The sequence below is a fragment of the Herbiconiux sp. A18JL235 genome (assembly GCF_040939305.1).
In the GTDB taxonomy this organism is placed as follows: Bacteria; Actinomycetota; Actinomycetes; order Actinomycetales; family Microbacteriaceae; genus Herbiconiux.
On record NZ_CP162511.1, the window covers coordinates 2,491,699 to 2,513,899 of the forward strand.

The 22,201-nt window shown below is 72.6% G+C and carries 15 protein-coding genes; 4 read left to right on the forward strand and 11 right to left on the reverse strand.

Going from position 1 to position 22,201, the window contains the following annotated elements; all coding sequences use genetic code 11:
- Positions 1 to 111: 111 nt before the first annotated feature.
- From ABFY20_RS11675 to ABFY20_RS11710, 8 genes are read right to left on the reverse strand one after another with little or no spacing between them, the layout of a single operon-like run.
- Positions 112 to 744, reverse strand: a complete 633-nt coding sequence (locus ABFY20_RS11675) for an FHA domain-containing protein (RefSeq protein WP_368496417.1) — start codon at positions 742 to 744, stop codon at positions 112 to 114.
- Positions 741 to 3,158 (reverse strand): transglutaminaseTgpA domain-containing protein, encoded by a 2,418-nt coding sequence (locus ABFY20_RS11680; protein WP_368496418.1) that lies wholly within the window; start codon positions 3,156 to 3,158, stop codon positions 741 to 743. The genes ABFY20_RS11675 and ABFY20_RS11680 overlap by 4 nt, the downstream gene beginning before the upstream one ends.
- Positions 3,158 to 4,543, reverse strand: a complete 1,386-nt coding sequence (locus ABFY20_RS11685; RefSeq protein WP_368496419.1) for a DUF58 domain-containing protein — start codon at positions 4,541 to 4,543, stop codon at positions 3,158 to 3,160. Before ABFY20_RS11685 ends, ABFY20_RS11680 begins: the two co-directional genes overlap by 1 nt.
- Positions 4,540 to 5,511: an AAA family ATPase gene (locus tag ABFY20_RS11690; RefSeq protein WP_368496420.1), complete on the reverse strand. Its 972-nt coding sequence runs from the start codon at positions 5,509 to 5,511 to the stop codon at positions 4,540 to 4,542. Before ABFY20_RS11690 ends, ABFY20_RS11685 begins: the two co-directional genes overlap by 4 nt.
- A 36-nt stretch (positions 5,512 to 5,547) precedes the next feature.
- Positions 5,548 to 11,592, reverse strand: a complete 6,045-nt coding sequence (locus ABFY20_RS11695) for an Ig-like domain-containing protein (RefSeq protein WP_368496421.1) — start codon at positions 11,590 to 11,592, stop codon at positions 5,548 to 5,550.
- Positions 11,589 to 13,112, reverse strand: a complete 1,524-nt coding sequence (locus tag ABFY20_RS11700) for a serine/threonine-protein kinase (protein ID WP_368496422.1) — start codon at positions 13,110 to 13,112, stop codon at positions 11,589 to 11,591. Before ABFY20_RS11700 ends, ABFY20_RS11695 begins: the two co-directional genes overlap by 4 nt.
- Positions 13,113 to 13,119: 7 nt before the next feature.
- The gene (locus ABFY20_RS11705; RefSeq protein WP_368496423.1) at positions 13,120 to 13,947 is read right to left on the reverse strand and encodes a PP2C family serine/threonine-protein phosphatase; all 828 of its coding nucleotides are present in this window, start codon (positions 13,945 to 13,947) and stop codon (positions 13,120 to 13,122) included.
- A gap of 28 nt (positions 13,948 to 13,975) precedes the next feature.
- The gene (locus ABFY20_RS11710; RefSeq protein ID WP_368496424.1) at positions 13,976 to 15,019 is read right to left on the reverse strand and encodes an FHA domain-containing protein; all 1,044 of its coding nucleotides are present in this window, start codon (positions 15,017 to 15,019) and stop codon (positions 13,976 to 13,978) included.
- A 129-nt stretch (positions 15,020 to 15,148) separates the two neighbouring features.
- Here ABFY20_RS11710 and ABFY20_RS11715 point away from each other — a divergent pair, with 129 nt between their 5' ends.
- From ABFY20_RS11715 to ABFY20_RS11725, 3 genes are all read left to right on the forward strand, one after another.
- The gene (locus tag ABFY20_RS11715; protein ID WP_368496425.1) at positions 15,149 to 15,616 is read left to right on the forward strand and encodes an Lrp/AsnC family transcriptional regulator; all 468 of its coding nucleotides are present in this window, start codon (positions 15,149 to 15,151) and stop codon (positions 15,614 to 15,616) included.
- Positions 15,613 to 17,034 (forward strand): aspartate aminotransferase family protein, encoded by a 1,422-nt coding sequence (locus ABFY20_RS11720; RefSeq protein ID WP_368496426.1) that lies wholly within the window; start codon positions 15,613 to 15,615, stop codon positions 17,032 to 17,034. The genes ABFY20_RS11715 and ABFY20_RS11720 overlap by 4 nt, the downstream gene beginning before the upstream one ends.
- 116 nt (positions 17,035 to 17,150) lie before the next feature.
- Positions 17,151 to 18,452: an NAD(P)/FAD-dependent oxidoreductase gene (locus ABFY20_RS11725; RefSeq protein WP_368496427.1), complete on the forward strand. Its 1,302-nt coding sequence runs from the start codon at positions 17,151 to 17,153 to the stop codon at positions 18,450 to 18,452.
- A 53-nt stretch (positions 18,453 to 18,505) separates the two neighbouring features.
- Here ABFY20_RS11725 and ABFY20_RS11730 read toward each other — a convergent pair whose 3' ends face one another.
- From ABFY20_RS11730 to ABFY20_RS11740, 3 genes are all read right to left on the reverse strand, one after another.
- Complete coding sequence (locus ABFY20_RS11730) at positions 18,506 to 19,603, reverse strand: DUF4192 family protein (protein ID WP_368496428.1); 1,098 nt, start codon at positions 19,601 to 19,603, stop codon at positions 18,506 to 18,508.
- A gap of 174 nt (positions 19,604 to 19,777) precedes the next feature.
- A complete protein-coding gene (locus ABFY20_RS11735) occupies positions 19,778 to 20,332 on the reverse strand; it encodes a YceI family protein (protein WP_368496429.1) in 555 nt (184 codons plus the stop codon).
- A 108-nt stretch (positions 20,333 to 20,440) separates the two neighbouring features.
- Entirely contained in the window at positions 20,441 to 20,938 is a 498-nt protein-coding gene (locus ABFY20_RS11740) for a hypothetical protein (RefSeq protein WP_368496430.1), read from the reverse strand.
- Between the two features lie 90 nt (positions 20,939 to 21,028).
- On the opposite strand from ABFY20_RS11740, the gene ABFY20_RS11745 reads away from it, so the two are divergent.
- Positions 21,029 to 22,192: a coiled-coil domain-containing protein gene (locus tag ABFY20_RS11745; RefSeq protein WP_368496431.1), complete on the forward strand. Its 1,164-nt coding sequence runs from the start codon at positions 21,029 to 21,031 to the stop codon at positions 22,190 to 22,192.
- Positions 22,193 to 22,201: the final 9 nt, after the last annotated feature.

Sequence of the window (22,201 nt, forward strand, 5' to 3'; positions counted from 1 at the left end):
CGGCGGGGTCGACCGACAGTCCTCACGACGGATTCGGCAAGCCGTTACAGAGAATTTACGAATTCCGTGCGTGCCACTGGAGAAAACCGACGATTCCGTCGGTCTCGGCCGCTAGTGCACGTCGAGGTGCTCGTCGCCGATGCCGATGCGGGTGCCGCGATCGACCGCCGTCCACTCCCCCGCGGCGAGCTCGACGGGCTCTCCGGCCCCCGAGCCGAGCCGGGTGCCGTTGGCCGAGCCGCGGTCACGCACCCAGAGCTGGTCGCCGTCGACCCCGAACTCGAGATGGGTCTTCGAGACGCTGCGCTGCGGGTCGACGATCTGCACAAGGTAGTCGACGTGCTCGTCGTTCGAGGGTGTGGGGTTACGGCCCACCAGCCCGCTGCCCGAGACGCGCACGCTCTCGCCCGTGCTGAAGACGAGGCTGAAGGTCGCGCCCGAACGCGGGGCGGCGTGGGCGCGGGCGGGCCGCTCGCGGAGGGCGGGCCGCTGCGGGGCGGGCTGCTCGCCGGAGGGCTGCGGAGGCAGGGGTGGGTCGGCGGGACGGGCCCGTGCAGGGGCGCGGGTAGTGGACGGGGAGCGGGATGCTTCGCCGCGGTCGCCACGGATCGCCGCGAGCAGAGCCGCCCGGTCGTGATGCGCCGTGTCGCCGAGGGTGGGTCGCGGGGCGATCGCCGATGTTCCGCATTCGCCGCACAGCAGCGCGTGGGCGCTGAGTGTCGTGCCGCAGGTTCTGCACTTCACGGGACGTCTCGCCTCTTCCTGTCCCTCCCATGATACGTGCGCACGGAACGCAGCGAGAGCCGCGAGCGGAGCCGCGCCACGGGGCTGCGCCCGGCGAGCAGCCGATTGCGTTCCCGGTCGGAGAGCAGCCAGAGCCTGTCGATCTCCTCGTCGGTGGGGTCGTCGGGAGCGAAGGCCGCGGTGTCGACGAGCACGGCAAGGGCGACCGCCTCCGACGCTCCGAGGGCCGCTGCCGCCTGACTCCGTGTCGAGGCCGGGGGAACTTCGACGGCGAGATCCCGGGCGGTGTCGGTGAGCTCGGCCCAGGCTCCGGTCGCGCGCGCACGCGCCGACCCCTCGCGCCGACGCCGGCCACGACGGCGCGCCTTCACCGCGATCACGGCGAGGAAGGGCGCGGCCGACACGGCGAGGGCGATGACGGCGAGACCCACGACGACGAGGATGCGCAGGGCGAGCGGGATCGCCGCATCCGTCTCGGCCGCGTCGTCGTCGCTCTGGGAGGCGGCCTGGTCGGGGGGATCGGTCAGCTCCGCGGACCCTGGGGGCACGACGACAGGCGGCCGCACGGCGAGAGCGCTGTCATCGACGGCGCTGTCGGGAACCGGGCGCGGTTCGGGGGTGACGTCGATGGGCACCCATCCGGCCTGCGCGGTGTCGACCTCGATCCAGGCCGCGACGTCGCGGCCCCGCACCTCGGCCACGACGTCGGTGTCGGCCGGGTCGCGCGTGTCGGCCGGGTCGGCGGCCGAGGACTCCGCCGCGCTCCGCTCGGGCACCACGAAGCCGAACACGACGCGGGAGGGGAAACCCGCCGCCTGTGCGAGCAGTGCCCCCGCAGCGGCGTACTGCTCGTCGTCGCCCAGCATCGGGCTGGCGGTGAGCAGTTCCTCGAGGCGGTCGGTTCCGTGGCCCGAGCGGGCGAAACCGTCGGCGCCTGCAGAGGCGCCGGCCCCGTCGGCGAGGCCCGAGCGGTAGCCGGAGCGCAGCGCCGCGACGACACCGGCGAGCCGCACGCCGGCGGTGCGGTCGGCGGGCGCCCACTCGGCGATCCGCGTCGCGACCGCGTCGGGGGTCTCGGTGGGGAGTGCGGCGGCCGGCCCTGCGGGTGTGAGGGCGCCGAGCTGCTCGAGCGCCGGGGCGTCTCCGGCCGCGGTCGCCGGGGTTCGCACGGCCTCGAAGGTGTAGGAGTCGCCGGCCTGCAGGCCGTCAGGCACCGCAGGCATGCCGAGGGCGCTGTCGTAGAAGAGCGCGGCCTGACGTCGGTCGTCGTCGCCGAACGAGATCGAACGAGGCTCGCCGACCGTCGGCACCCAGACCGCGCCGTACTCGCCGACCTCGACCACCATCTCGACCGGTTCGGCCGCTGACCCGCCCGGCCCGCCGGCTCCGCCCGGCCCGTCTGCTCCGCCGGACCCGCCGGTTCCGCCCGACGCGGCGAGCCCGCCGCCCGGCAATCGGCCGGCCACCCGGTCGAAGCGCTCGTCGGGCCCGATGCCGAACACCACGCCGTCGTAGTCGTCGAGCCGTGCCACCACCACCCGGTCGCCCGGCCGCGCGCCCGTGACGTCGAGCACGACGGAGTCGGCGAGAGGCGCCTTGAGGTAGGCGCGGTACGCGGCGAGAGGACTGCTCTGCCGGGACGCATCGAACTGCTGCGTCACCGCATCCCTCGCGGTCGCCCGCTCCGCCGCCGGCAGCGCCGACACGCCGCCCGCCACCGCCCCCGCCACCACGGCGACGCCGGCGAGGGCGCCGATCGCTGCCCTCGCCGGAGGCCGCGATCGAACGGGCTTCGAGACCCCCGGCGCCGCCGCGCGCTCCGGCAGCCCGAGGGCGAGCCAGGCGAGCGCGACGACCACGAGGAGCGCGCCGCTCAGAGCGGGCACCGGCCCCTCCGGACCGCCGAACACCAAGGCGGCCACCGCGACGGCCGCCGGGCAGAGCAGTGCGAGCACCGGGTGTGAGGCGCGGGTTGCGATGCTCACGGAGAGCACCGACGCCAGCATCAGCAGCGAGTACGCGGGAACGAGCAGCGCCTGGTAGTCCCCCACCGGCGGCTCGATGGTGAGCAGCTGCCGCCATCCGGATGCGGTGGTCGCCATGAGGTCGAGGAGGCCGGGCCCCGAGGGCAGCACCCCGCCGACGGCCTGCGACGGAACCGCGAGCGGCACGCCGAGCACCAGCCAGAGCAGCATCCCCGCCGCGAGCACGACCGGCGCGGACCACGGTCGAATGGCCCCCACGGCGGCGAGCGCGATGCCCGAGGTGACGGTGAGCGCGACCATGACGGTGAACGACGGGGAGGCGTAGACGGGCCACCAGAGCGAGGCGGCGACGAGGAGCATCGCCTCGAAGGCGAGCGCCGCGGCGACGATGCGGCGCAGGCTCGGCCGCGGGCCATCCCTTCGGCGCATCAGAGGGCCGCCGTCCGGGTGAGAGCGCGGCCGAGGTCGTCGAGATAGCCCACCCGGGTGATGCGCACCGAGTCGATGCGCACCAGCGTGGGAGTGGCCTCGGGCCGGGCGACCACCGCGACCACCTCGACCCCGCGCGGCAGATGAGAGGCCGCGGCGCGCCACTGGCGGGCCGACACCGTGCTGCCTGCGACGAGGAAGAGCGACGAGACGTCGGCGACAGTCTCCGCCACTCGCCGGGCCGCCGTCGCCACCCCCGCGGAGCCCGGCTGCGGCTGGACTCCGCTCAAGTCGTCGAGCAGGGGGAGGCGGCTGTGGGAGCGCAGGAGGCCGGCGGTGCGCTCGGTCGCACCGCGCATCCCGGTGCCCCGGCGGCCGTCGGAGGGCCGCCGACCGGCGTGGCCACGGGCGGCGGCGGGGTCGTCGGCGCCCGGCCTGCTCCTGCGCTCGGGAAGGCCCGCGTACACCGACACGGCGGTGCGGTCGCGCAGCAGACGCAGGGCGATCGAGGCGGCGACGCTCACGCCGAGCTCGAACTCCTCCGGGGAGTCGTAGTCGTCGGGGCTCGTCGACTGCAGCACGATGACGTGGCTCCGCCGGGTCTGCTCGAACTGCCGCACCAGGAAGGTTCCCGTCTTCGCGGTGCTCTTCCAGTGGATGTGCCGCCGGTCGTCGCCGGGCAGGTAGGCGCGCAGCGCCTGGAACGACATGTCGCTGGCGGCCGGGTCGCCCGTGGCCACTCCCTCCAGGTCGCGCAGGAGCCCGGGAGCCTCGACCGGCAGGTCGACGGTGACGGGGTGCACGTAGAGGCGGCTGGTCTCCGACCGCACGATCTCGCGCCGGGCGAGCCCGAGCGGGTCGCGTCGCACGACCGTCGCGGGGCCGACCGTGAGCACACCTCGCCCGACGGCGGGAAGGGTGACCGGCAGCTCGGTCTCCGCGCCTGCCTCGAGCCGCGGAATCGCGATGCTCTGCACCCGTCCGCCTAGGGCGACCTCGGCCACGCCCGGTCGCCGCGGGCGCCGTGAGACGTTGCGCACACGCACCACGGCGGTGCCCGGCGTGCCGGCGACCACGTGCCCGTCGAGCACGGTGACCGAGACCTCGAGCTCGGAGCGGCCGAGCAGGAACCCCGCCGCACCGACGGCGACGAGCCCGGAGACGATGCCGACGGTGAGAAGCTCGGTCCACCCGAGCAGAAGGCCGGCGGCGAGGCCGCCCACCGCCATCGCGAGCACGGCGATCCCCGCGGCGTCGATCGAGGTCGACCGTCCAGGGCGCTGCACGCCTTCCCTGGGCTCGGCCTCCGCCGCGACCGCCCCCGCCCCATCTGCTCCGGCCGCATCCGCTCCCGGGCCCCTGGCGCGTGCCGATGACGTCGTCATCGTGCCACGCTGTCGCCGGGTGGGGGCACTTCGAGCAGGAGCTGCGAGACCACTGCTTCAGCGGTGACCCCGTCGAACTCGGCCTCGGGGTCGAGCACGAGGCGGTGCGCCAGCACGGGCCCGGCGAGCGCCTTGACGTCGTCGGGGACCACGAAGTGCCGGCCGAGCGACGCCGCTCGGGTCTTCGAGGCCCTCACGAGTCCGAGTGCTGCGCGCACGCTCGCCCCGAGGCGCGTCTCCTCCACATCGCGAGTCGCCTGCACGAGCCGAGCGACGTAGTCGTTCACCACTGCGTCGACGTGCACCGAGCGGGCCTCGGCCGCCAGCACGGTCACCCCTTCCGCCGTGATGATCGCGGGCAGCCGCTCTCCGTGCGGCCGCTCCGTCGCGCCTTCGAGGATGCGCAGCGTCGTCGCGTGGTCGGGGTACCCGATCGAGGTCTTGATGAGGAACCGGTCGAGCTGCGCCTCGGGCAGACGATAGGTGCCCGCCTGCTCGATGGGGTTCTGCGTCGCGATCACCATGAACGGTTCGCCCGCATCGTGGGAGGAGCCGTCGACTGTCACCCGGCCCTCCTCCATCACCTCGAGCAGCGCCGCCTGGGTCTTGGGACTCGCGCGGTTGATCTCGTCGGCGAGCACCACGTTCGCGAACACCGCGCCGGGATGGAACACGAACCGCCCCGAGGGCTGGTCGAAGACGCTCACCCCGGTGATGTCTCCGGGCAGCAGGTCGGGTGTGAACTGGATGCGACTGCTCGTGCCCCGCACGCTCTCGGCCAGCGCCCTCGCCAGCGAGGTCTTGCCCGTGCCGGGGGCGTCTTCGAGCAGCAGGTGCCCCTCGCTCAGCATCGCGACCAGAGCGAGCCGCACCACGGGTGATTTGCCCTGCAGGGCGCGCTCGACGTTCGCGACGAGCCGGTCGAAGACGTCGGCGAAGCGGGTCGCCTGGTCGGCGGTCATGGTCATGATGGGCCTCTCTGTAGCCGAAGTGCTTTCACGTCTCTACCCGACGAGCACACGCTCGTGGCCGCCGATCGCCACCAGCAGCCATGCTTCGCCCGCCGCGGGCGCGGGGGCTGCGGGCGTGCACGAGGTGGCGGTCGCGGTTCCCGCCTGATCGCTCTGCGTGGGCGGCGCACCGGGCCCGCCGCAGAAGTAGCGGGGTGCGAGCGCGCCGTTCGCCGGCCCGTTCGGCCAGCTCCAGACACCGCCCGAGTAGACCGGCGCGACACCGAAGTCGAAGGAGAGGGAGGGCTCGGGCGCCGTGACGGGGTCGGAGGCCGGGCCGCACACCTCGGTGCCGCCCCAGGTGCTGCACGCGGTGATGACGAAGCGGTAGTTCTCGCCGAACGCTCCCCCGGTGAGCTGGCGGGGGAACCCGCCGAGCGTGAAGGTCGCCGCAGGCCCGACGGTCGCTCCACCGGCGTCGACGCGCTGCACACGGTAGCGCGGGTCGGAGAGCGGACCGGGCACGGGCGCGCTCAGCACCCGCACGTCGACGGTGTCGCCCGAGTCTGCCATCTCCATCGACACCGCCGCCGCGTCGACCCTGCCGGGGCTCGGGGTCGCGACGGCCGTGGCGATCGCCGACGCCGTGCATCCTGCGGCGTTGTAGCCCCAGACCACGAACGAGTAGCCCGCGTCGACCTCGCCGAGCCCGCTGAAGTCGGCGCTGCGGGCCGAAGGGTCGAGGCTCTGCTGGGCGAGCACGGCTCCCCCGGTCTGCGGTGCGACGACCGTGCCAGGGGCGGGTGTCGACACCGTGCACGCCTGCGCTCCGGTGGGCGCCGTGGTGCTGCCCGGAGCGAGGAGCTGGGCGTAGTAGCCGCCGACGGGGTCGCCGTTCGAGGGGAACTCCGCCCAGCTCAGCGTCACCCTGCCGAGGGCGGCGGCGGGGTCGACCGCAGCGTTCACGGCGGCGGCGAGCGGAGGGCCGTACGGGGTGGCAGCGGTGGTCGACGACGCCCAGACCGCGAGCGCGGGCAACGCTCCGTTGCGGGCGGTGACGCTCACCGAGGCGGAGGATCCGTTGGCGAGCCCGGAGACCCGCGTCGTGCACCCGGCGGCGTCGCAATCTGCCCCCGAGGCGTCGAGAGTCTGCACGAGACGGCCGTCGACGGTCACGTCGTACTGCCGCACCGCCGAGCCACCCCCCTGCACCGACGACGCCCCCCAGCTGAGCTCGAGCGCTCCGTCGAGCGGGCGCGCGACGAGGTCTGCCGGAGCGTTGGGCAAGACGTCGGACCAGACCGGTGCCGCGTAGACCGCGGCCTCGGAGGCCCCCACGCCGTTGCGGGCGACGACGCTGAGGCTCACCGGGTTCTCGGGCCCGTTCGCCGGAGTGCCGACGACGCAGGAGGTGCCACCGCACCTCGTGGTGACCGAGGCACCCGACGTGCTCTGCGCGGTGACGTCGAAGCCTGTGATGGGCGAGTTGTTGGCGGGGCCCGGGGAGAACGAGAGCGCGATGGTGCGGTCTCCGAAGCCGGTCACGGCGAGCTGCCGCACGGGGTCTGGGCGGTCGAGCAACCGGATGCGGACGCTCCCCCAGGTGGCCCGTTCGGGAGCACCGGTGGCGTCGGCGACCTGGTACTGCACCGTGACGTCGCCCGGAGCCGCGTCGGCGGCGGCGGTGACCTGAAGCCGCGATCGGTCGGCGCTCGGCTGGATGCCGAGCCCCGCCGACAGCCTCGCCGCGTCGGCGCCCCGCACGGCGATGACGCGGAGGGGGGTCTCGGGGAAGGGGTTCGTCGCCTGGTCGTTGGCGAGCACGTCGACGGAGGTCGTGGTGCCACGCCGGGCATCGACCGTGTCTGTGGCAGGAGCGGCGAGCGGCCGGGTCGACGAGACGACGGTGACGTCGATGCGCCCCGCCCGCCCCGCCGTGCCGTCGCTCGAGACACCCACCGTGATCGCGCCTGCGCTCCCGCGCACGGCGGAATCGGGCAGCTCGAGCGTGAGCGAGGAGCCGACGAGCACCGCGCTGAACGCGGTCGGCCGCGGGTCGAGCAGCTCGAACGTCAGCGGCGCCGCGCGGCCACCCGGCACCGTGGTGAGTCTGGCGAGATCGAGGGTGCGTCGCTGGCCGGGTTCCATCTCGATGGCCGCCCCGTTCAGCACCGGGGGCTGGTCGGCGCGGGGCGTGACGGTGACGGGCAGCACGAGGGTCGCTCGCCGGGCACCGGGGCCGGAGCCGTCGGCGACCTCGAACGACACCGAGGCAGGCCCGAAATACCCCTCCTCGCTGCGGAAGGCGAGGGTGTCGTCGTCGACGACCAGCGGCGCGCCGTCGCCATGGGTCGCGCGCACGGTGCTGGGGTCGGCGACGACCGGCCGCCCTCCGCCCACGACCACCACCTGCTCGTCGAGGTCGATACGCAGCTCCGCTCCCGAGCGCACGGTGAGCTTCGGGGCGCCCGCCCGCAGCTGCGGCAGCGCGTCGGCGAGGCCGGGAACCCAGATGAACCCCGACGACCGCAGGTTCGGGTCGTCGGGGTGGGCGACCGTGAACGGGATGATCTGCTGCGCCTGCAGCACCCGCACCCGCACCCCGCCGTCGACGACCCGGGCCACGCTCGAGAACGAGGGCTGCACCGACAGCCACAGCCGGTGGGCCGACCCCTCGGCGAAGAACACGTGCGAGAGCACGTCGACGTCGACCGTGTCGCTGTCGAGGATGGCGGCGAGCGGCACCACCGTGTCTCCCACGACGGGGCGCGGCAGCGGGGCGTCGTCGCTGACGTCGAGGGTGACGAAGCCCGACGCGGTTCCCCCGCGCTCGTTCGCGATGTCGTAGACGTAGCCGTACCGGCCGGGCTGCTCGGGAGCCACGATCGACACCAGGTCGTCGACCACCCTCGCCTCCTCGCCGGCGTCGTCGGTGTCGGCGTCGTCGGTGTCGGCTTCGGTGCCTCCAGCGCGGACGCTGTCGGCTCCACCGTCGGGGCCTCCGGGCCGCTGCGGCGTGACCCCGGTGATGCTGAGCGCACCGCCATCGGGGTCGGAGTCGTTGTCGAGCACCCTCACCAGCACGGTGCGACCTGGCCTCACCGTCACCTCGTCGGCCGTGGCGACCGGGTTCCGCGCTCCCTCGACACGCGGAGCGATCCCCACCCGCACCGTGCCCGTCGCGCGGGCGCCGAGGCGGTCGACGACGGTGTACCCGAGCTCGTCGGTTGCGCTGGAGTAGTCGCCTGCCGTGTAATCGATCCAGTCGGGGCCGGTGGCGGTGACGGCGCCCTTCCCGGGTGCCCGGTCGACTCCGAGCAACTGCACCGAATCGCCGTCGGGGTCGATCCCGCCCAGGGGGATGGGGATGCGCACCGTCTCGCCCGCCATCACCCGCGCCGTCAGTGGCCGGGGAACCGGAGCGACGTTCGCCGTGGGGTCGGATTCGCGCACGCTGATGGAGACGGATGCGGTGGCCCACTGCCCGTCGGGCGCCTCGACCCGGTAGACGGCGGAGAACTCGCCCGGGGTGGCGGGTGCGAGGTAGCGCAGCCTGTCGCCCGAGGTGAACAGCAGCCCCGCCGACTCCGGCGGCGCCCGCACGAGCTGCGGCGCGAGCGTCAGCGCCTCGCCGTCAGGATGGACGTCGTTCTCGAGCACCGGGATGTCGACGACATCGCCCACTCGCACCGAAACCGTGTCGGGTTCGGCCACCGGCGGCTGGCGCACCCCGGGGTCGGGGATCTCGATCACCGTGACGGTGCCGTCGGCCTCGGCGAGGCCGTTCGTCACGGTGTACGTCAGCGTGGTCGCGGGAGACTCCGAGGGGCGGGTGAGCGTGACCCGCAGCATCCGCTGTTCGAGCACCTCCACGCGCACGCCTTCGTCATCTCCGCCGCCGGCGGCGGTGACGATGAGCACCCCGCCCGCCGGGTCGAAGTCGCGCGAGAGCACGTCGACCAGCACGCTCTCGGCCTGCCGGGCGAATGCCGCGTGCGGCACGGTCACCGGGCGGGTGCTCGCGTCGGGCGGCACGCTCGCGATCACCCTGACGACGCCGGATGCGGTGCGTGCGCCGTCTCCCACCGCCACCTCGACCAGCTGCGAGCCCGCGGCGAGCGCCGTGAGCCTCACGGTGCCGCCCGAGTAGTCGGTGTCGAGCGAGAGGCCGTCCTGGGCCGGAACATTGGCGAGCCGGAGCTGCGGCCCGCCGCCGGTGACGTAGTCGAGCGGTGCGAGCACGACCTCCTCGCCGACGCGCACCTGCGCCACCCACCCGTCGACGGCGAGGGGCACCTCCTCCGGCGGCGCGCTCCGCACGGCGAGGGTTCCGGTGGTCGAGGCCTGGCCGTCGCTCACCGTGAGCACGATCTCCTTGTCGCCGGTGCTCTGGCCCGAGTCGGCGAAGGCGATGCGGCCCTCGGGGGTGAACGACACGGTGTCGGGCTCGGCGGTGCCTGCCGAGAGCAGGTAGAAGGCGTCGCCGTCGGGGTCGAACCAATCGCTCCGCACGTCGATCTCGGCCCGCCCGCCCAGGCCGACGTCGAGCGGAGGCCTCGCGCTCTGCACCGGCGGGGAGTTCTCGCCCGGTGCACGAACCGTCACTCGCACGACGGCGGAGGAGGTGCCACCACGACCGTCGGAGACGGTGTAGCCGAAGGCGAGCGCGCCCACCGCCTGGGCGGGGAGCGTGAGCTGCAGCTGCTGACCGTCGGAGACGATGTCGATGCTCCCGTCGACGCCCTCCGGCACGTCGACGGAGTCGATGACGATCACGTCGTCGTTGGGGTCGTAGTCGTTGAGCAGCACCGGGAGCAGCGTCGACCGGCCCGGCCGCGCCCCGAGCTCGTCGTCGACGGCGACGGGCGGCCGTTGCACCGGGTCGAGCTCCGGCGTCTCGTCGGTGACGGGAGTCTCGGAGTCGGCACCCGCGGCGGGGTCGGGGAGCAGGGCCGACCAGTCGTCGATCACGCCGCCCCGTCGAGCGACGTCCCACGAGCGCCCCGTGACCGCGTCGCTCAGCACCACGGCCCCGGTGCCGTTGGTGCGGAACACCGGCTTCGCTCGACCGGTCATGCCCTCGAGCGCGCCGACGCGGGGGTCGGCGTCGCCGCAGCGGCTCCACGTGGAGCCGTCGGTCCAGGCGGCGTACCAGCAGGGGCCGACCCGCACGGGGGGAGCTGCCGTGCCGTCGTGGCCGGCCGACACGGTGCGGGGCGCGGTGCCGTCGAGGGGGACCTCGAGCAGGGAGTCGGCGGTGGCGACCAGAACTGCACCCGGTGTCGCCTCCTCCGCGGCGGTGGGCGCTTGGAGAACCGGAGCACGTGCATCCTGGACCTGCTCGGCCGGGATCGCCGTGCCGAGGTCGACGGAGAGCTCGCCGGCCGCCGTGACGAGGCCGCCCCCATCGCGGTCGAGCACCACCCACTCGTCGCCGACCGCCGAGATCGACACGTCGGCGCCGGCCCGCAGCTCGATCGGCGCCGACCTGGGGGCGGCGGTGGTGTCTCCGAGCGCGACGGTGGGCGGGACGGTGAAGACGGTCGAACCGGCCGGCGAGACGGCGTAGACCGAACCGTCGGGCGCCAGCACGGCGTCGCCGCCGGCGCCGAGAGTGAGGTCGGGCGGGGCGGACGGGTCGAAGGCCGCGAGTGCCGAGGTGGCGGTCACCCAGAGGTCGCCGGTGGTGCGCGAGAAGACCGACGACACACGCTCCCCCACCGTCACCGCGACATCGCCGACGGGGAGGGCGAAGCTGTCGTCGACATCGGCCCGCGCGGTGTCGAGGAGCCTCGCCTCGCCCCCGCCGAGCTCCGACACCACGACCGTCTGCCCGAACTGACTCACGGTGAGCGAGCTGGAGTCGAGGCGCACCGCCGAGTTCAGTTCGCCGACGCGCGGGTTGGCGCGGGCTACCGCCTGATGCACCTCGCTGGTGACCCAGACGGTGTCGTCGTCGAGATCCATTCGCTCGGCCGTGTAGCCGCCCGAGACCACGGCGGCCACGGCGACGAGGGCCACCAGCGTCACCGTCGCGGCCGCGGTCAGCACGGTCGAGCGGCGGGGGCGGTCGCGGCGGGGCGGGGCGGGGGTGCTCACGGCGTGTCGGCGCATCTCTCGGAGCCGCTCTCGCCGGCCTTGCCGGCGCGCACCACCGCCACCGTGATGCAGACACGGTCGCCGCCATCGGGGGTGGCGACGAACTCGGGCTGACGCTGCAACGAGGTGCGCCCGTCGCCGGTGGTGACGCGGTAGCTGTCGCCAGGCTTGAGGCCGGGGTCGGCCCAGCTGAAGCGGATGCTGCCCGCCTGCGCCTCGACCGAGATCTCGCCGACGCGCGGGATCGCCGCGCCACCCGGCGCCTGCACGACCACGAGACCCAGCATCACGGCGAGCGCCGCGACGACGGCGAGGGCGCCCGCGACGACGAGGGTGATCGTGCGACGCCGTCGGTGTCGCCGGCCGGCGCCCGACGTCACGGGCGTGGCACGAGTGGGGCCCTGGGCGGAGGTCGCCCCTCCCACGGTGGGGGCGCCGGCCGGCGAGCCGGTCGCGTGGGTGGCCGTGCCCCGGCGGGCGCGGCGCGGGCCTCCCCCTCGCGCTCTGCCGACCGGGTCGTGGCCCGTGGTTCCGGCAGCCGAGACCCCCGCACCGTGCGCTCCGGCTACCTCCGCCCCCGTCGATCCGCTCTGCGGCGCGAGCACCGTGCGGTCGGCGGGGTCGCGACCGATGTCGCCCGTCGCCCACTCGGCCGCGGTCACCTCGGCGGGCGTGGGCGAGAGACCCAGCTCGATCTCGACGGCCTGCAGCTCGCGCAGCAGCTCGAGCACCGTCTGCTGGCGTCGCTCCGGGTCTTTCGAGAGCGCCCTGGCGAGCACCTCCTCGAGCGAGGCGGGCACGTCGGCGCGGCCCAGGGCGGGCAGGCGCGACTTCACGATGCGGCGCGCGAGCTCAACGGGGGCGGTCGTCGCGCCGGGCACCTCGAACGGCGAGCGGCCGGCGAGCAGCGAGTACAGCGTGGCCCCGAGCGCCCACACCTCGGAGGCGACGGTGCCGCTCGTGGCCTCGGTGACCACCTCGGGTGCCGACCAGGGGATGGACAGGCCCACCGCATCCGCCGGGGCGATCCCCTTCGCCCCCGACGAGATGCCGAAGTCAGAGAGCACCGGGGCGTCGTAGGCCGTGAGCAGGATGTTCGAGGGCTTCACGTCGCGGTGCAGGATGCCCTGCTCGTGAGCCGTCTGCAGAGCGCCCGCGATCTTCACCCCGATGCGGAGGACTTCGGCGACGGGTAGCGGCTCGCTGCGGTAGCGCTGGCCGAGGGAGGAGCTGCACAGTTCCATGACCAGGTAGGGCCGCCCGTCGGAGGAGACGCCGGCCTGATACACGGTGAGGATCGCCGGGTGGGCGCTCAGCCCTGCCATGAGGTCGGCCTCGACCCGGAACATGCGCCTGACGTGCTCGTTCACCACCTCGGGCAGCATCACCTTCACGGCGACCTGCCGGCGCGGCAGGTTCTGCTCGAACAGGAACACGTCGGCGAAGCCGCCCGACCCGAGCACACGCACGGGTGAGAACCCGGGGAGGGTGGGTGGAGCGGAGGGGAGTCGCCGAGCCATCGCCGCCTCAGCTGCGATTGCTGCGGCGGCCCCCGCCTGCCTGGTCGTCGACCGCCTGGTCGGATTCCACGTCGAGCACCACCACGGTCACGTTGTCGCGCCCCCCGTTCGCCAGGGCGGCGGCGACGAGTTCGTCGACAGCGCGCTCGGGAGTGGAGGTGGTGGCGAGGTAGTGCTTGATGCCGTAGTCGGTGAGCTCTTTGGTGAGGCCGTCGGAGCAGACCAGGATGCGCTGGCCGGCCGCGACGGGAAGCGTCTCGTAGTCGGGGACCGGCCTCTCGTGGAAGCCCACGGCGCGCGTGATGACGTTGCTGTCGGGGTGGTGCTCCGCCTGCTCGCGGGTGATGAGACCCGCGTCGAGCAGCTCCTGCACCACCGAGTGGTCGGTGGTGAGCTGCCGCAGCTCGTCGCCGTCGAAGAGGTAGACGCGGGAGTCGCCGATGTTGAACACCAGCCAGGCGAGGTCGTCGTCGATCTCGGCGAGGGCGACCCCCGTGACGGTGGTGCCGGTGCCGAGCACCGACTCGTCGCCCACCTTGTCGATGTCGTCGAGTGCCTCGGCGAGCGCCTTCTCGATGGTCGCGGCGTCGGTGACGGCATCGGTGATGCCCGAGAGGCGGGTGACCACCGCTCTGCTCGCGATGTCGCCCGCGGAGTGCCCGCCCATGCCGTCGGCGACCACGAAGAGCGGCATCTCGGACAGCGCGCTGTCTTCGTTCATGGCGCGCTTGGTGCCCTTGTCGGTGAGAGCCGCCCAGGCCAGCGTCACCTGGCGCGCGGGCACCCCGTCGCGTGTGACGCTCACGCGCGCGCTCGAACGACCGATCTGGGTCACGACATCTCCTGACGACTATCCCGGGATACTAGACGCTCGTCCCGGGGCTGGACGGCACCGGCGACGAGATGTGGATAACGTTTCCATCCCCGATCTCGACGATAGCCGACCGGGTTGCGACGGCCGAATCCCCTTGACGCAGTCGCAGCGTCGTCCCGTCGGGGAGGGTGACCCTCGTCCCGTTGGTCGAGCGCAGGTCCGTGATGACGACCGTGCGACCGCTCCTGGCGATCTCGACGTGCCGCGCCGACACCTCGCCCGACGGCGAGGGGACGGTGACGACGGTGGGAGGGCGCGCATCCGACGGGCTGTCGCGGAGGGCCTCGGAGGGGCGCTGCGCCGGCCGCCGGCCGATCACCACGGCACCGTCGAGCGGATGCGCGGGGCCGCCGTTCACGCTGAGGACGAAGAGCGGAGGGGGCGCCGGTTCGGGGGTGTCGTCGGCGGCCTCGACGGCCTGTGCGGTCTGTGCGGCGTGTGCGGTCTCGTCTGTCGCGTCGTCGTCGGTGCGGGTCGCGCGGGGCGCGCCGACCACGGTGTCGGAGACGTCGGCCGCGCCGGTGCAGCTCTCCCAGGGCTCGGGATCGGCGGCCCAGACGACGCTCGACACCTCGACGACACCGCGCTCGAAGCGTCGGCCGCCGGGCGGCGGGCGCAGCACCGACTCGGGAACGGGCGCCAGGCGCCCCAGCGCGACGGCGGTGACGGCGGGGAATTCGGCGAGCGCCCACGGTTGCACGCCGGCCGACCCGAAGCGGCGCGCTCCGCCCACCGAGTGGAGGTCGACGGAGGCGCTCCCCCGTACCACCGCGGTGGCGGTGCCGACGCCGTCCGGCGCGAGGAGCACGACGGCGAACGACTCCACCGCATGGTCGCCGCGCAGGGGGATGGCGGAGACGATGGTCTCGAGGCTCGGCGCGCCGCCCGCCTCGTCGGCGACCGCGTGCCAGACGGCATCGACGACGCCCGGAGCCGTGGTCGAGGGAAGGAGCACCAGCGCGGGCCAGGAGGCCAGGAGGGCCCAGCTCGCGGGGTCGGCAGCGCGGGCGGGGACGAATCGGAGGCTGCCCATCCGGCAACGCTAGCCGTCGGAGCGACGGCACCGCCAGCGACGCGCGTCGACAGATGTTTTCGGCATTACTCAGCACGCTGAACGACGGATTCGCTTGCTGCGGGCGTCTCGGGCTGACAAGATCGAGACATGGCAACGAGACAGCGATCTCCTCAGCTCGACGACACCTCCAAGGCGATCATCGAGCAGTTGCAGGTCGACGGGCGCAAGTCCTACGCCGAGATCGGCAAGGCCGTCGGGTTGAGCGAGGCCGCGGTGCGGCAGCGCGTGCAGCGACTCACCGACTCCGGCGTGATGCAGATCGTCGCGGTGACCGACCCGCTGCAGCTCGGCTTCTACCGCCAGGCGATGATCGGCCTGAAGGTCTCGGGCGACACCCGTGTCGTCGCGGAGGCCCTCGCCGCCATGCCCGCCGTCGACTACGTGGTGCTCACCGCGGGCACCTTCGACATCCTGGCCGAGGTGGTCTGCGAGGACGACGACGACCTGATCGCCCTGCTGAACGCCGAGATCCGCAAGATCGAGGGCGTGCACACCACCGAGACCTTCGTCTATCTGAAGCTGCACAAGCAGCTCTACAACTGGGGAACACGATGACAAGCACCGAACAGACAGTCTCCGCCGCCTCCACGCGAGGGAACCGTTCCGACGCCGAACTGCAGGAGATGGCCCGCGACCACCTGTGGATGCACTTCGCCCGGCAATCGGTGATGGAGTCGGGCGCGGGAGTGCCCATCATCACCCGCGGCGAGGGCCATCACATCTGGGACTCCACCGGCAAGAAGTACATCGACGGCCTGTCGGGCCTGTTCGTGGTGAACGCCGGCCACGGCCGTAGGCGGCTCGCCGAGGTCGCCGCCAAGCAGGCGGAGGAGCTCGCGTTCTTCCCCATCTGGTCGTACGCCCACCCCTCCGCCATCGAGCTCGCCGACAGGCTCGCCGACCTGGCGCCCGGCGACCTCAACCGCGTGTTCTTCTCCACCGGAGGCGGCGAGGCGGTCGAGACGGCGTTCAAGCTCGCGAAGTACTACTGGAAGCTCCAGGGCCGGCCCACGAAGCACAAGGTCATCTCGCGCTCGATCGCGTATCACGGCACCCCGCAGGGCGCGCTCGCCATCACCGGCATCCCCGCAATGAAGGAGATGTTCGAGCCCGTCACGCCGGGCGGCTTCCGCGTGCCCAACACCAACTTCTACCGTGCCGGTGAGATGGGCTTCACCGGAACGGAGGCGGAGTTCGGGCTGTGGGCGGCGAACCGCATCGAGGAGATGATCTTGTTCGAGGGCCCCGAGACGGTCGCCGCGGTCTTCCTCGAGCCGGTGCAGAACTCCGGCGGGTGCTTCCCGCCCCCTCCCGGTTACTTCCAGCGTGTTCGGGAGATCTGCGACAAGTACGACGTGCTGCTCGTGAGCGACGAGGTCATCTGCGCCTTCGGCCGCATCGGCAATTACTTCGCCTGCGACAGCTATGGTTTCGTGCCCGACATGATCACCTGCGCGAAGGCGATGACGAGTGGGTACTCCCCCATCGGCGCCACCATCGTGAACGAGCGCGTGTACGAGCCGTTCAAGCACGGGCAGACCGCGTTCTATCACGGCTACACCTTCGCGGGTCACCCCGTCTCGGCGGCGGTGGCCCTCGAGAACCTCGACATCTTCGAAGAAGAGGGCCTCAATCAGAACGTGCGCGAGAACTCGCCCGCGTTCCGCGCCACCCTCGAGAAGCTGTACGACCTTCCCATCGTCGGCGACGTGCGCGGCGACGGATACTTCTTCGGCATCGAGCTCGTGAAGGACAAGGCGACGAAGGAGACGTTCGACGACGACGAGTCGGAGCGACTGCTCCGCGGCTTCCTGTCGAAGGCGCTGTTCGACGCCGGCCTGTACTGCCGCGCCGACGACCGCGGAGACCCCGTCATCCAGCTCGCTCCCCCGCTCACCATCGGTCAACCCGAGTTCGACGAGATCGAGCAGATCCTGCGGGGAGTGCTCTCCGAAGCCTGGACCAGGCTCTGAGCGGCGGCGCCCCGCGCGGGCAGCGCGAACTCTCCTTCTGGCTCGACTCCCTGGCGGAGTCGGGTGCCGACGAACTGCGCCCGAGACCCCCGCTCTCGGGCGACCTCGACACCGACGTGTGCATCGTGGGTGGCGGCCTCACCGGTCTCTGGACCGCGTACTACCTGAAGAAGGCCGACCCCACTGTGCGGGTGACCGTGGTGGAGAGGGAGTTCGCCGGCTTCGGCGCCTCGGGCCGCAACGGCGGGTGGTGCTCGGCACTGTTCCCGAAGTCGACGTCGGCGCTCCGGCGCCTCTACGGCGACGACGCCGCGCGCGACATGCGGGAGGCGATGATCGACACGGTCGACGAGGTCGGCAGGGTGACCGCGGCCGAGGGCATCGACTGCGACTTCGAGCGAGGTGGAACCCTCGTGTTCGCCCGCGACACCGTGCAGCGGGCCGCGGCCCAGAGCGAGGTCGACGAGGCACGCGCCTTCGGCGTCGACCGCCTCGAGCTGGTCACCCCCGGCGGACACGACGACCCCCACGCCCGGGCACTCGCCGCCACCTCGTCGCTCGCCGCGAGCTTCGACCCCGCGTGCGCGCGACTGCACCCCGCCAAGCTCGTGCGCGGCCTCGCCCGCGTCGTGGAGGCGATGGGGGTGGTGATCGCCGAGAAGACCGAGATCGTCGAGTGGGCTCCCGGCCGTGCGTTGTTCTCGGGGGCGGGGGGCGAGGGACTCATCAGCTGCGGGTCGCTCATCATCGCGACCGAGGGCTACGGTGCGCAGCTGCCGGGAGTCGGCCGGCGCATCCTGCCGCTCTACTCGCTGATGATCGCCACCGAGCCGCTGCCCGCGGAGCTGTGGGACGAACTCGGCATCACTCACGGCACGACCTTCTCCGACTACCGGCACCTGCTCATCTACGGGCAGCGCACGGCCGACGACCGCTTCGCTTTCGGCGGCCGCGGAGCGCGCTACCACTGGGGCAGCTCGATCAAGCCCGACCACGACCGCGTCGACCGGGTGTTCGCGCACCTCGAGCGCACCCTCGGGGAGCTGTTCCCGGCCGCGCGCGGCGTCGAGGTGACGCACCGCTGGGGCGGCCCACTCGGGGTGCCCCGCGACTGGCACCCCACCGCGAGCTACAACCCCCGCACGGGTGTGGGCTTCGCGGGCGGCTACGTGGGCGACGGGCTGAGCACCACGAATCTGGCCGGCCGCACCCTGGCAGACCTCGTGGGCGGCGGCGAGTCGAAGCTCACCCGCCTGCCTTGGGTGAATCACCTCTCGCCCAAGTGGGAGCCGGAACCCCTGCGATTCGTCGGCGCCAACCTCGGACTCGTGGGCACCGGCGCCGCCGACCTCGAGGAATCGGTCACCGGCCGACGCTCCCTGGCGGCCCGCCTCCTCAGCCCCCTCACCGGCCACTGACCGCGCGGTCGTCGCAGCGGCACCCACCCCTGACCGGGCGGCGAAGTCTGGCATCAGTGCAGCCACTCGGGCATGATGCCGTGGTCGACCAGGGCGATCAGCCCGAGGGCGAGCCGGTTCCCGGGGTCTGCGGCCCGTGCGAGGTCGAGATAGGCGCCCGCGGCCGTGCCGCGGCCACGCCCCCACTCGAGCCAGGCGAGAATGCCGAGCGGAGCAGCAGCGAGCTCCCCCGGGCTCACCTCCGCCACCGACCGCAGTACCTCGACCGCCCTGCGCACCCGCCACGGCGGCGGCGCTTCGAGTTCCCCTCCCGTGCCCGCACCGGTCGCACCGGCCGCGCCGGCGAGCCGCCGCATCCCGAGGTAGCGCGCGAGGTGGCCGCCCGGCTCGTCGTGCACGCCGACCGCCGGCTCGCGGAGCGACTCGGCCAGCACCGCGCGTGCAGCGTCGAAGCCCCAGGCGCTCTGCACAAGCACGCAGTCACGCACCGAGGCGCTGCGGAGAGTGCAGGCCAGCACGACGCGTCGCGCCTCGGAGGGAGCACACCGTGACCCACGGAACGCCCCTCGCCACGCCCTGAGCGCGACGAGCGGGTCTGATGCCGCCGCGTCAGACCCGCCGGACGAGTGCCGCGCGATCTCCCGGAGCTCATCGACTCGACGGACGACGGTCGACGCGCCGGCCCTTCTGGCGTCGGTGAGCCTCTCGAGAGGCACGAACTTCCCGTGGTGCGGATCACCCACCGACTCGCGCTGCGACGGACCGCCCCCCTCGTCGTCCGCGAGGCACAGGCTCAATCCGATCGGGTAGCCCGAGTCGATGAGCGCCCTCGCGACAGCGGCGGCGACGAGCGGGGCTCGACCGAACACGAGGATGTCGACGACGACGACCTTCCGCACGCGATCGGCAAGGGCGACGATCGTGCGTGCGAAGCCCTCGGCCTGCCCGGCCCCGGGTAGATCGACCCTGATGATCGCCACCGGCCGGGGGCCTCTCCGCAGCCTGAGCACGAGGGAGTTCTCGGGCAGGTAGCCCAGCACTGCGGCGACGTCGGCCATCGCTTCCCGGCGACGGGGAGGACTCGGCAGGAGGGAGGGCGGTTCGTGAGCAGGAGCGGGTGGGCGGGGTTGTGGCGAAGCGAGAACGGTCATGCAGTCAGGATCGGCAGACGACGCCCGTTCGGACGGCGGGCCGGGCGATCTGTGGAGAGCGGAGCGCCGAGAACGCCCTGTGGACGACCCACCGCGATACCTGCCACCGACACAGCACGACGCCGGCGGAACACTGTCCGCCGGCGTCGTGTCGTGGTGCCCTGTGGCCGCCGATCAGGCCTGCAGCGCCGCCTGGATGTCGAGCGTGATGGTGACCTTGTCGCCCACCAGCACGCCGCCGGTCTCGAGCGCGGCGTTCCAGTTCACGCCGAAGTCGTTGCGGTCGATCTCGGTCTTGGCCTCGAACCCGGCCTTGTAGTTGCCGTAGGCGTCGGTGCCGAAGCCGCCGAACTCGACGTCGAAGGTGACGGGCTTCGTGACACCCTTGATGGTGAGGTCGCCGTCGACCTTGAAGTCGCCGCCCTCCTGGCGCACGCCGGTGGAGACGAAGGTGATCTTCGGGAACTCGGGGGCGTTGAAGAAGTCGTTGGTCGCGAGGTGGCCGTCGCGGTTCTTGTCGTTGGTGTTCACCGAGGCGACGTCGGCCTCGGCGGTGACCTTGGTCTCGAGCGGGTTGTCGGTCGTGACGAAGGTCGCGTCGAAGCTGTCGAAGGTGCCCTTCACCTTGCTGATGAGCATGTGACGCACGCTGAAGCCGACCTCCGAGTGGGAGGGGTCGACGGTCCAGGTGCCTGCCTTGAAGCCGGGGATGGAGAGGGTGTCAGTCATGGTTTCTCTCTTCGTGAGTCGGTACGAGTCGGATTGGGGCGCGGAGACCGGCCACCTCGATACAAATGCATCGAGATGGGAGTTTATTCCGAATCCGAGACGGGATTTCTAACGCAGGATCTCGATCATGAGCACCCAGGCGTTCAGCACGGCCGCCATGAAGATCGAGATGAAGCCGACGGCGACGAGGTACAGACCCCACGGCGCCGAGGCGACGAGGGCGACTCCTCCCGCGGCGACCCAGAGCGGCGATCCCACCCCCAGCAACACCTGCGCGAGCCTTCCCCACGCGCCCGAGCTGCCGTGCGAGGCGTACATGCGCCGCACGGCGTCGATCTGCAACGCCACGGCGATCGCCGCGAAGACCACCATCTCGACGCCCAGCACGAGAAGCGGCTGCCCCGGGATGAGCATCGCGACGGAGCCGACCAGGATGACCACGACCGAGGCGATGGTCGCCACAGCACGCGACGGGAGGCTCTCGCCCTGGATGATCTCCTTCACGTTCACCGAGATGACGACCATGATCAGACCCGCCAGCGCCCCCGCCGCGCCCGCGCTGGCCACGGCGAAGTCGGTCCAGCCCTCGGGGATCACCGCTTCCATGCCCGCATCGTAGCGGCAGCGTCGTGCAGCTCCCGCGGCGCGCGACACCTTTCTGCACAATTTTCACATTCGTCACATAGTCTGGAGGCCATGTGGAAGCCCTCCGCGCGCAGTTGGACAGTCGTCACGGTCACCGCGGCCCTGGTGCTGGGCGTCGGCCTGCCCGCATCCGCCGCACCCCTCGTCCGCGACGACCCCACCTGGGACGACGTGCAGGCGGCCAAGCAGAACGCCCAGGCGAAGCAGCAGGAGGTCGAGAACATCACCTCCATCATCGCCACCCTCGAAGACGAGGCCGCAGCCCGGGCCGACGAGGCGTTCGCGCGCGGCCAGGAGTACCTCAAGGCGAGCTACGACCTCCAGGCGGCGAGCGGATACGCCGACACGCTGACCGCACAGGCCGCCGACGCGCAGACCAAAGCCGACACGGCCAAGGCGCAGATCGGGCAGCTGGTCGCCCAGCTCTACCGGGCGGGCGGCGACTCGACCCTCAACCTCATCCTCGAGCAGAAGCAGTCCGACCAGCTTCTCTACCGGCTCGGCACGATGTCGAAGCTCACCGAGCAGACTGCCGGCATCCGCGACCGCGCGGTGGCCGCGCAGAACACCGCCGATGCCCTCACCGCTCAGGCCGACCGGGCGAGGGCAGAGCGCGACCGGCTCGCCACCGAGGCCAACGAGCGTCTCGCCGCCGCCGAGGACGCTCAGGCCGTCGCCGACGCGAAGGTCGCCGACAACCAGACCCGCAAGCAGACCCTCACCGCGCAGCTGGCCACTCTCAACGACCGCAGCGTCGAGGTCGAACGCGCCTACCTCGCGAGCGAGGCCTACAAGGCGGCCCAACGCGCCGCCGAGGAGGCCGCCAAGGCGGCCGAGCGTGCCAAGGCCGCCGAGGAGGAGCAGCCGGGCAGCGCCTGGGTTCCCGGCAGCGGCGAAGTCGCCTCCCCCGCCGAGGCCCAGGCCTTCGCCGCGAGCCAGATGGGCAACTACGGCTGGGGCGGCGGGCAGTTCGACTGCCTCGTGCAGCTCTGGATCGGGGAATCCGGATGGCGCGCCAACGCCTACAACCCCTCGAGCGGCGCCTACGGCATCCCTCAGTCGCTCCCGGCCAGCAAGATGGCCTCGGTGGGCGCCGACTACGTCACCAACGCCGCCACCCAGATCATCTGGGGCATGAACTACATCTCCGACCGCTACGGCACACCGTGCGGTGCGCTGTCGGCGTGGCAGGCCCGCTCGCCGCACTGGTACTGACCCGCTGAA